Consider the following 11141-nt stretch of genomic DNA (forward strand, 5'->3'; position numbering starts at 1 on the left):
AAATTAGCCTTTAAAAATTCGCAATCAGCCAGTCTTTATTGTCACTGAAATAAAGCGTACGTACGTCGCCTTTCCCTTCAATGTTGACCATATTGATTTGCATTGGCCACAAGTCTCTTAACGCACCGTTAAATAGCTTAATACCCTTTAAGTCTTTTGGCTGTTTAGCTTCTTGGTAAACCCAAAAAAACTTGCCTTCTACTTCAAAGCCAACATTATTGAGCGGTAATGCTTGATCATTTAGCGTACTAGCCAAAAACTGCGTAGCTACATAGTCAGCAAATTGCTGCTGTGTTTCTTGTGAATCAAGAATGTCAGCATGCTTATCAAACAATGCTTGTACTGCGTGCTCGGTATCATGCAAGTAAAAACGGTGCATAACTTCAAGCAGACCAGAGTTTTTATTGAATAGCACAGTTGTTTCTGCGGCTTTTTGTTGGTGAGCATGTGCAATGTCAGCAGGCATTGCACACATCACTAACACAATAGCTGTGAGTAAAGATAATAACCCTTTGGTCATTAGTTATCCTTGTTCTCTTTTTTAGCGTCTTTGGCTTCGTCGTCAGTTTTCAGTTCAGTTTTGATATCTTGCATGATATCGCGATACACCTTACCTGTACGTTTCTTCGATTTATAAGCTTCAACACGAGAAGGAATAATCTCACGAGGGTAGTGATTATTCTCTATATTTACGTCAGCCGTTTCCCAACCTGGATCAACTACAACATTTGCTAACTCTTTCTCTTTGTCAGTAACAATGAGTTTACGAACTTGTTTAGGACTGCGGCGCCAGATTTCTGCTGGAATGTACATATCTTCAACCGTACCGTCTTTGTATGTTAGCTGAAGAAGTATAGGCATTACCAAACCACCTTTGTTAGAGAACTCTAACACGTAGTAGTTTTTGTCTTCCCTAATCGCACGCTCAAGTGTTTCTCTTTCCCAAGGCTTTAAGTCTTTAAGGAATTTATTGTACTTGTTACGCTCTTTATTCGTTACGGTGAAGCGATCATTTTCGTCGTAGAAGTCAGTCACATCTTTGTTGCGATCAATCCACAATGTTTTGCCTTCAGCTTTGTTACGCTCAACAAATAATGACGACGGCTTATCGTTTTCAATGTCACGTAAACGTGCAAAGTCGATATCAGGGTTGTGCGTGTCTAAACGCATTTTGTAAACCTTGTCGATAGAGATATCAACGTGATCTGTTGAGTAGAACCAACCACGCCAGAACCAATCAAGATCAACACCTGATGCTTCTTCCATAGTACGGAAGAAATCACTTGGTGTAGGGCGTTTAAACATCCAACGCTCTGAGTATTCTTTAAAGGCGAAGTCGAATAATTCACGTCCTAAAATCACTTCACGTAGAATGTTTAGTGCTGCAGCAGGCTTTGTATAAGCGTTTGGACCTAAACGTAAAACACTGTCTGATTGCGTCATAATTGGCACTTGGTTTTGAGACTTCATGTAACCAGTAATGTCACGCGGTTCAACCCCCCATGGAATTGTAGGATCCCATTCGCGACCTGCAACACCGTCAAGGAAACTGTTCAATCCTTCATCCATCCAAGTCCACTGACGTTCGTCAGAGTTCACGATCATAGGGAAGTAGATGTGACCAATTTCATGAATTACAACACCAATTAAGAAGCGTTTTTCGGCTTGTGAGTATGTGCGATCACCGTCGTCACGTAACTCAGTACGAGGGCCGTTGAATGTAATCATTGGATACTCCATACCGCCAACCGGGCCATTAACTGATTGAGCGGTAGGGTATGGGTAATCGAAAGAGTAACGCGAATATACTTCCATAGTGTGAATAACAGACTCGGTAGAGTATTTCTTCCAAAGGTCACCACCTTCTACAGGGAAGAAAGACATTGCCATAACGTGGTCTTGTACATCACCACCTTGTTGGTAACCTTTAGCATCCCACATAAATGTTCTTGATGAAGCCCAAGCGAAATCTCGCACGTTCTTAGCTTTAAATTTCCACGTTTTACGCTTATCGGTACCTTCCTTTTCGTTTTCTAATGCTTCTTCTTCAGTTACGATAAACACAGGGCGTTTAGCTGTTTTCGCTTCTTCTAAACGCTTACGTTGTGTTTTCGTTAGTACCGCTTTCGGGTTTGCTAATTCACCTGTTGAACTGACAATGTGATCAGCTGGAACATCAATTTCAACTTCATAGTCACCGAATTCAAGCGTGAACTCACCACGGCCTAAAAATTCTTTGTTGTTCCAACCTTCGTAGTCAGTGTAAGCGTGTAAACGTGGGAACCACTGTGCTAATAGGAAGATGTCGTTGCCGTCTTCAAACTTCTCGTAACCAGAGCGTGCAGATACCGCATTTTCTTCAACAATGTTGAACGCGAAATCAATGGTAAATTTTACGTCATCGCCAGATTTTAAAGGCTTAGGTAAGTCGATGCGCATTTGCGTACCAACAACGGTAAAAGATAGCTTCTTACCACTGCTATCTTTCACTGCGTTAATTTCATAACCTAACTCGTTATCCGCTTTGAAGTGCATTGCTCGCAATTCGTTAAGGTTTAATTTAGTTGCCTTGTTTGCGTCACCAATAGTATTAACAGGGCCACGACGACCGAGACCACCAAAGTTATCAGTCATATTAGCGATAGAGTCGTCTTTAAAGCGATTTTGATCTAGCTGTACCCAAAGATACTTTAACCGGTATGGTGAGTTATTTTGGTATGTAATATCTTCCGTTGCTGTAATTCGACGTTTTTCTTCATCAAGTGAAACTTTGATTTTGTAGTCGACTTTTTGCTGCCAGTAGTTCTCACCAGGTTCACCCGCTGCGTTACGGTAAACGTTTGGGGTAGGGAGTACTTCATCTAACTGGCGAAACTTATCTTCAAAGTCGCCTTTTGTTTGTTTAATAGCGGAGGCATTTGCAAGTGTCACTATTGTAATTGGTAACATCAATGCTAGCGCTAACGATTTTGTTATATTCATAGAGCTGACAATTATTCTCTTGTTAGGTTGGTTTAAAAAATTAGGTAAGGTAACTCTGTTATAGAGTTACTACCATACCTACTACGTTAAAGACCCATTTATTTGCGATAAACGGTATAATTATTTCTATATTGCCAATCGGTATTAGCATTACTTTTTAAATTTTATCTAACATACTTTTACGAATTTTTAGTTATCAATTGGTTCCCGAGCATCTTCGTCTCATTGGTTTTAGATTGTCAGGAAATAAAGAATGCTATGTTATAATATAACATTTATTGAGACTCAAACTTTATCGTTTGGAGTAATTGATAAATCAGTAGGTTTTATTAGAGGTGTTTAATGTTTCAAATTAGTACCAAGCTTCTTGATTCAAAAAAGCCAGCTAAAAGCTGGCGTTTTTTATTTTAGATTATAAGTCTTATTGAGCTGGTGGCGGTGTAGATTTAGCTTTTAAGCTCTCAACTCGCTCTATTAACATTTTCACTGAGGTATCGAGTTCTTGAACCATAGTTGCTAATTCTATTTGTTGTTTGTCTCGGCCTGAAGACTTGTTCTCTAATGTTAACATTTTGCCATTTAAGATTTCTAATTCAGACTTTATGTTTTGTGCTTGGCCAAGTTGTTCACCTAATGCATCGATACTGAAAGTCGCTGCTGTTTGCTTTTCATTTAAGTCGGCAATTGCGCTTTTATTTGCAGATATGTTGGTAGTAGAGTTTTTAAGTTTATTTTCAGACTTAATTGACTTCGATCGAAGCTCTTTTATTTGTGTTTGGTTTTTGCGCCATGCGGAAGCCCAAAGCTTATCCATTTCACTCCAAAGCTTATCAGTTTTATCAATTAACCCTTCAAGCTTTGCACGCATCGCAACGGCAGATTCACCCATTTCTTCATCTGTTGCTGAAAGTTGTCGCTCAAGATCAACAATACGCTCTTCTGCAGACATTAGTGCTTGTGTACTTTTTACGTCTTGCTGATAGAACCAGTAGCCACCAGCTAAAATAGCACCATAAATGATTAAGCTATTAATGATACCTAAACCTGAAGACTTAGATGCTACGGCCTGATTTTCATTGTCAGGCGGTGTAGAAGTGCTTTGTTTACTTGTTTTCTTAGTGCTACGGTAAGCTTCTACTTGGTCGCGATCAGGCTTTATGCTGGGGATATTGTCTTCAATTTGGTCTTTCAATGGTGAAGTCCTAATACTTACTTAGATAAAGTTACAAAAATTAACGCTTACTTTAAAATAAATTGCTTTAAAAATTAACTGTCAATTGACATTTAACTGCATTTAATCAATGAAAAAGGCGCATTTAGCGCCTTTTATATAAATAGAAGGAGTTAATCCATTAATAACTGTCGTTATGAACCGCTTGCACTGCTCGGCCAGATGGATCTGCCATTTTACTGAATGCTTCATCCCATGCTAGTGCTTGTGGTGTGCTACAAGCAACAGATTTTCCGCCTGGAACGCACTTAGCTGCACTTTCTAGTGGGAATTTTTCTTCAAATACGCTGCGGTAGAAATAAGCTTCTTTTGTATCTGGTGTATTGATTGGAAACTTGAATTTAGCATTTGCTAGTTGTTGATCGCTTACTTGCGACTCAACGTAAGTTTTCAATCCATCAATCCATGAATAACCAACGCCATCTGAAAACTGCTCTTTTTGACGCCATAAAATTTCTTCTGGCAAGTAACCTTCAAAAGAAGCACGTAAAATGCCTTTCTCTACTTTACCACCGCCACACATTTTATCTTCAGGGTTGATTCGCATCGCGACATCTAAAAAGTTCTTATCTAAGAATGGCACGCGTGCCTCAATACCCCACGCAGACATCGATTTATTGGCTCGTAGACAATCAAACATATGTAGTTTATCTAGTTTACGGTTTAACTCTTCATGAAACTCTTGTGCATTTGGCGCTTTATGGAAATATAAATAACCACCAAAAATCTCATCAGCACCTTCACCAGATAAGACCATCTTAATACCCATAGCTTTTATTTTACGAGCCATTAAATACATTGGTGTTGACGCGCGTACAGTAGTTACATCATAAGTTTCCAAGTGATAGATAACTTCTTTTAATGCATCAATACCTTCTTGTTCAGTAAAGATAACGCTGTGATGGACTGTACCTATAGCATCAGCTACTTTTTGCGCAGCGACAAGATCTGGTGATCCCTCTAAGCCACATGCAAAGGAGTGTACTTTTGGCCACCATGCTTCTGATAAGTCGTTTTCTTCAATTCGACGAGACGCATATTTTTGAGTTATAGCCGACACTAATGATGAATCTAGACCTCCAGACAATAATACGCCATAAGGTACATCAGTCATTAAGTGACTTTTAACTGCATCTTCTAGAGCGTTACGAAGTTTATCTTTACTGGTGTGGTTGTCTTTTATCGCGTCGTATTGCATCCAGTTACGTTGATAATACTTACGCAATTCACCAGTTTTGCTATCTAGCACATGGCCTGGAGGAAATTCTTCAACGGTTTTACAAATAGGCATTAATGCTTTCATTTCGGAAGCTACATAAAAGTTTCCGTCTGCATCGTAGCCTGTATATAGTGGAATAATGCCGATGTGATCGCGGGCAATAATATATCTGTCTTGTTTTTCATCGTACAAACAAAAGGCGAACATGCCTTGCAGTTTGTCGATAAATTCAGCACCAAACTCTTGGTACAAAGGTAAAATAACCTCACAGTCTGATGCTGTTTGAAATTGGTAGTCTACGCCTAAGTTAGTCGCTAGTGCTTTGTGGTTATAAATTTCACCATTAACGGCTAAAACATGAGATTTATCTTCATTGTATAGCGGTTGTGCGCCGTGTTCAGTATCAACAATCGCTAAACGCTCGTGAACTAAAATTGCGTTATCACTTAAATAAATGCCAGACCAATCAGGTCCGCGGTGACGTAAAAGACGAGAACATTCTAGTGCTGTTGGGCGTAATGCAGACGCACTAGTTTTAATATCAAGAATACCAAAGATTGAACACATTGAAGCGCTACTCCTTTTTCCAAATTGTAAGAATATAGCTTTTAGCAAGCTTAAAAGTGTCTGCCTAAACTCCTTATTAGCTGGCAGACAACGCTAGTAAGGGCTTGATTATCGGGCTTTACAAACGGTGGGCCGTCTGCAGTTACTATTTAAAATGCAAGGTTTTGCTGTTAATTGCAATAGCAAAATTAAAATTTCTTGTATAAAAGCTCTAATTTTATTCTTTAGACCATACCTTGTCTTCAAGTTTTCCCTGAAAATTGATGTCTTGTTCAGTAAATTCCATATTTTGTTGTCGAGCTCTTTTATCGTTGTAGTTCTTAAATAGGGCTTTAATAGTTGGCGTTAATTGCATAATGGCAAAGATATTAACTAAGGTCATTAATCCTAATGCCATATCCGCCATGGCCCATACTTGGTTGAGAGAAGCGTTCGCTCCCCAAAGCACCATTGCGAGATAACAAAAGGTGTAGACGGAGCGACCAACCTTGTTGTCTAGTTTAAATAAATGCAGGTTACTTTCAGCATATGCGTAGTTCGCTACTACAGAAGTAAAGGCAAATAATGAAATAGCAGCGGCAACGAAATAGACACCGCCATCGCCGATATGGGCGGTCATAGCATCTTGAGTTAATCGTATTCCTTCCATTTCTCCACTCATAGGAATTCCTGCTAATAAAATAATAAATGCAGTACAAGTACAAAGCACCATAGTATCTAAAAATACCCCGAGCATTTGAACATAACCTTGAGCAACTGGGTGGTTAGGCGTCGGGCTAGCACTGGCGGAAGCGTGCGGTACGGAACCGGCACCTGCTTCATTTGAATATAACCCTCTTTGAATACCATTTTTTATTGCCGCACCTAGTGCACCTGCACCTGCCTCTTGAAGACCAAATGCAGAAGAAAAAATATCTAAAAGCAATGACGGTACAAGTTCTATGTTCATTGCGGTAATGAGTAATGCAGCTAATATGTATGCAATCCCCATAAAAGGCACGACAAGTTCGGCAAAGCGTGCAATACCTCTAAAGCCACCCGCAACAATAACACCAGCGAGTACGGTAATGACAAGGCCTGAATATAATGTTGGAATATTGAGGGCGTGGTTTAGGGCATCCGTAATGGTGTTAGCTTGCATTGCACTAAAGCTAAAGCCATAACCAAGGAATAAACACAGCGCGAAAGCAATAGCTAACCAACGTTTATTTAATCCCATTTGTATATAGTAAGCAGGGCCGCCACGATATTCGCCATGTTCGTCTTTTACCTTATACAGTTGACCTAGAACACTTTCGGCAAATCCGGTCGCCATTCCTAAAAACGCGATCACCCACATCCAAAAAATAGCGCCAGCACCGCCTAGCGAAATAGCAACGGAAACACCAGCTAAGTTGCCAGTTCCGACACGAGCAGATAAACCAGTACACAGTGCCTGAAAGGAGCTAATACCTGCTTTATCACCTTTACTGGAGTTTTTCATTACCGAAAACATATGGCGAAAATGAAAAAACTGAACAAATCGTAATTGATAGCTAAACCAAAAACCGGCAAAAACAAGAATATAAATAAGTAGTTGACCGTTTCCCCAAAGCAAATTGTTTATATTGCCGACGATAAGGTTAAACAATTGGTCAATCATATATATTCCTTTTGAAGTTTTATTAGCTTATCGATAACTAGGTGTTTTTAGCCCGCTTTACTTGCATTTTTTACCGGTAAATGTATCCCGGCAAGCATACAACGAATAGAGCCCCCAGCTAACTCTATAGTAGGGATTGCGAACGGTATCAGCGGTACCTTTTCTGTAATTATCTTCATTTGTGTGTGGTTTAAAGCGTTATAGGCGGTTTCTGAAACAGCGATAAAGCGTCCGCTATTTCCAGATAGTTCTAGCATATTACCGGCAAACTGACTAATTTGTAATTCAGTTAATGAGACATGTTTTTTGCCACTTTTCTTGATGGTATCAAGTATCATTTGCCTTTCATCATCATTTTTAATCATTTCATCAGCAATAATGACAAAGTCTGAAGTAACGCACATCAAAACATTAGTGTGATAAACCTCGACCCCTGATTTATCATAGGCAGAGAATAGTACCGGTCTTACATTGAGCTTTTGACAAAAATCTTGCAATGCGCGCTCTGTTGCGCGATTAGAGCGAGATACATAGGCGGCTCGTTGTTCGTAATCGAATACCATCACACCAGTGCCTTCCAAATATTCTTCGCGTGATTCCCAGCCAGTTAAGTCAACAATGCTGTTTACCTTATATCTTTCTTGTAGCATTTCTATGATGTCATTTCTACGCTCTAGCCTGCGATTTTTAGCGTACATAGGGTAAAGGCATAAGTTACCATTAGGATGTGCGGTAAACCAGTTGTTAGGAAATACTGAATCTGGTGTATCGCCAGTTTTATCTTCAAATAAATGAACTGTAACGCCAAGGCTTGCTAATTTATTCGCTACTTGTGTTACTTCCTTATAAGCATTACTTGAGACCAGGTTTTTATCTAAATCGGCAATGTTGCTAACTTGAAAAGCATTATCTGAGGCGGTTTCAACATTAGGTGAAAAGTGGTGAGGCCTAACCATCACTACGATTGAAGGAGCTTGCATATAATTAATCACTTCATGGTCATCAGCAGTATTTTTATAGATTACCTAAAGTTACTGCCTAACAAAAAGTTAGAAATGTGTTAAATTGATACTTAAATTGAGCAATTTGTTAGGTGGTGTTGTGCAAAGTGACAACATTGAGCAGAAAAAACTTAATCCACATCGTTATGATGTCTTAGACCAGTCATTAATCGCTTTATTAAGGGCGGATGCACGAGCATCAGTATCTTTTTTAGCTAAAAAATTAGGCGTATCTCGCTCTACGGTTCAAAACCGAATTGATAAATTAGTAAATACTGGCGGAATACTGGGGTTCACCATAAGAGCACATCAAGATATCGATCAAAATGTGGTTCGCGCGGTAATGATGATTGAAGTGGTTGGCCGCTCGACAGCACAAGTTATCCAGAAACTTCGAGGTATCCCAGAATTGGCTAAATTGCATACGACTAATGGTAAGTGGGATTTGGTCGCTGAAATTACTACAACTAACCTAACTGAGTTTGATCGCATTTTACGGATAGTTAGGGAAATAGAAGGAATTATAGCGAGTGAAACCAGCATCTTGCTTACTAGCATTTAGCAGCACTCGCTATAAAAGTTAATCATTGATTGGTAAGGGTTAATAAATCTTTTTCAAATTCTTTTAATTTAGGATCAGAGTTCTTCTCTGCTATTTTTACTGCTTTAGCGAAGTTTGATTTAGCGAGTTCTAGCTCGCCATTAGCGAGATAAACCTTTCCCAAGCCTTGATGTAAAAGTGCATTTTCTGGGTACTTTGTGATCGCTTCACTGAAATATAATTTGGCTTTACTAAAGTTTTGATGTTTTAAGTAAAATCGTCCAAAGCGATTTTGCCAGTATGCTGAGTCATAGCGTTTAGTCGAGAGTACGTCTTTAAACACTTCCATGAATTTTTCGAAATACTCATAGTTGTCTCTGTTCCAAGCGAGCCATATAAGGTTGTTTTTAGTAGCGTTGTCAATTTCAGGTTCAAAGCCAAACCTTTGTCCTCGTTTCATAAAGTAGGATTTTAGATACTTCATACCACCAAGTTGCTCATATTCATCAATAGAAGAGAACGCTAATGTAGGAAAGCCTCGATAATAGTATCTTAAGCCTTTATACATAGCCGTATAGGGAAGAGATTCATGTGTCTCATCATTAATTAATTCGTATTGCCAATTTAGTGTTTTCGATTGTGTTTGCTTAAGTTTATCTGCCAATTGATTGCTGTATCGAATCGAATAAATGTCTTTAATAGAGTTTACAAGGTACAGATACTTTTCATTAGAAGGTGTTAATTCATTGAATTGTTTTAGCTCGTTATCGGTTAAATAGCCACCATTGCTTGCGATGACACCATTGAATAACTGTTGCTTTTCTACAAGTGCATAAGTTGCAAATGCAGCACCTGCTTCCCATCCAAATAGTATACGCTCGTTGGTTGTACGATAATTTTGATCAATAAAGGGGATTAATTCACTAGCTAAGTATTCTTGGAACGTCTCCACTCGGTTGCCAAACCAAGTTCGGCGCATAGGTTCACTGTTTTCAATCCCGACAACGATCATTTCAGGTAGTGCATCAGGGACTCTTAGTGACTGCAGAATTGCTACCGCGTTAGTATAGTGCCACTGACCATCTAACACATATAAAACAGGATACGATGATGTAGAATCTTGATACTTTTCAGGTAAGTAGATGTGAATTTTGCGTGCTTGTTTTAGTACTTTCGATTGTTGAGTAATTACCTTTCCAGGATAACTGGTGTACTCATTACGGTTAATTTCGCTAGCTTTGGCAAAAGCGCCTATTAAACTTAATAGTACCAGCGAGATTCTTATACGATCCATTTTAAATTCCTTTTAGCATAATGCCTTTTGCATAAGTTCAAGCTAGGCGCTGTGTAAGCTTTCGTAAACTAATCTGGGATGAACGTAAATAAAAAAAGGACGAGTAACAGTAAATTAATGGAAAATAGTGCGTGACATGCAAGATTGAATAGTAAAGTCCACCGCAACGAGCGGGATATAAACGCAAAAAAGGCCGCATAATGCGGCCTTTCCTTAAATGGCTCCCCTGGTCTGATTTGAACAGACGACACATGGATTAACAGTCCACCGCTCTAACCAACTGAGCTACAGGGGAATAAACTTTTACTTTTGAGCTTTTAACTCTCGTAACCGTACTAAACAATAGTTTACTACCATTACTTTTAATTTGGCTCCCCTGGTCTGATTTGAACAGACGACACATGGATTAACAGTCCACCGCTCTAACCAACTGAGCTACAGGGGAATAGTGTTTATTCCGTTAACAAGCTTGCGTCTCGTTAACGGGGCGGAATATTAAAGATCGATAATGAGACTGTCAACACAAAAATGACAAAAATTTTAAATATCGGACTGTTTGCCTGCTTTGTAAGCAATTAGACTTTAATTTGCTCAAGTGCCATAGATGAATACGAAATTATCAACTCTAAGATAGTTATCCACCTAAGTTGTGGATAACTGTGTG

8 protein-coding genes and 2 tRNA genes are annotated in these 11141 nt (G+C 39.1%); 1 reads left to right on the forward strand and 9 read right to left on the reverse strand.

Annotation, left to right across the window (positions count from 1 at the left end; all coding sequences use genetic code 11):
- Nucleotides 1–10: 10 nt before the first annotated feature.
- From HII17_RS07725 to ctlX, 6 genes are all read right to left on the reverse strand, one after another.
- Entirely contained in the window at nucleotides 11–520 is a 510-nt protein-coding gene (locus HII17_RS07725) for a DUF6702 family protein (RefSeq protein ID WP_169074761.1), read from the reverse strand.
- Nucleotides 520–2949 carry a M1 family metallopeptidase gene (locus HII17_RS07730; protein WP_408033883.1) on the reverse strand — a complete coding sequence of 810 codons (2430 nt, stop codon included), beginning with the start codon at nucleotides 2947–2949 and terminating at the stop codon, nucleotides 520–522. The genes HII17_RS07725 and HII17_RS07730 overlap by 1 nt, the downstream gene beginning before the upstream one ends.
- 454 nt (nucleotides 2950–3403) lie before the next feature.
- Nucleotides 3404–4174, reverse strand: a complete 771-nt coding sequence (locus tag HII17_RS07735) for a hypothetical protein (protein ID WP_169074763.1) — start codon at nucleotides 4172–4174, stop codon at nucleotides 3404–3406.
- A gap of 160 nt (nucleotides 4175–4334) precedes the next feature.
- A complete protein-coding gene (gene asnB, locus HII17_RS07740) occupies nucleotides 4335–5999 on the reverse strand; it encodes an asparagine synthase B (RefSeq protein WP_169074764.1) in 1665 nt (554 codons plus the stop codon).
- A gap of 217 nt (nucleotides 6000–6216) precedes the next feature.
- Nucleotides 6217–7641 carry an alanine/glycine:cation symporter family protein gene (locus HII17_RS07745; RefSeq protein WP_408033879.1) on the reverse strand — a complete coding sequence of 475 codons (1425 nt, stop codon included), beginning with the start codon at nucleotides 7639–7641 and terminating at the stop codon, nucleotides 6217–6219.
- Nucleotides 7642–7688: 47 nt separating this feature from the next.
- Nucleotides 7689–8621, reverse strand: a complete 933-nt coding sequence (ctlX, locus tag HII17_RS07750) for a citrulline utilization hydrolase CtlX (protein WP_211185282.1) — start codon at nucleotides 8619–8621, stop codon at nucleotides 7689–7691.
- A gap of 136 nt (nucleotides 8622–8757) precedes the next feature.
- Here ctlX and HII17_RS07755 point away from each other — a divergent pair, with 136 nt between their 5' ends.
- Complete coding sequence (locus HII17_RS07755; RefSeq protein WP_169074960.1) at nucleotides 8758–9204, forward strand: Lrp/AsnC family transcriptional regulator; 447 nt, start codon at nucleotides 8758–8760, stop codon at nucleotides 9202–9204.
- 22 nt (nucleotides 9205–9226) lie between these two features.
- Here HII17_RS07755 and HII17_RS07760 read toward each other — a convergent pair whose 3' ends face one another.
- The 3 genes from HII17_RS07760 to HII17_RS07770 form a co-directional block, all read right to left on the reverse strand.
- Nucleotides 9227–10477: an alpha/beta hydrolase-fold protein gene (locus HII17_RS07760; protein ID WP_169074765.1), complete on the reverse strand. Its 1251-nt coding sequence runs from the start codon at nucleotides 10475–10477 to the stop codon at nucleotides 9227–9229.
- Between the two features lie 218 nt (nucleotides 10478–10695).
- A tRNA-Asn gene (locus HII17_RS07765) sits at nucleotides 10696–10772 on the reverse strand.
- Nucleotides 10773–10845: 73 nt separating this feature from the next.
- Nucleotides 10846–10922, reverse strand: a tRNA-Asn gene (locus HII17_RS07770).
- Nucleotides 10923–11141: the final 219 nt, after the last annotated feature.

The organism is Thalassotalea algicola (genome assembly GCF_012932965.1).
Lineage (GTDB): Bacteria > Pseudomonadota > Gammaproteobacteria > Enterobacterales > Alteromonadaceae > Thalassotalea_F > Thalassotalea_F algicola.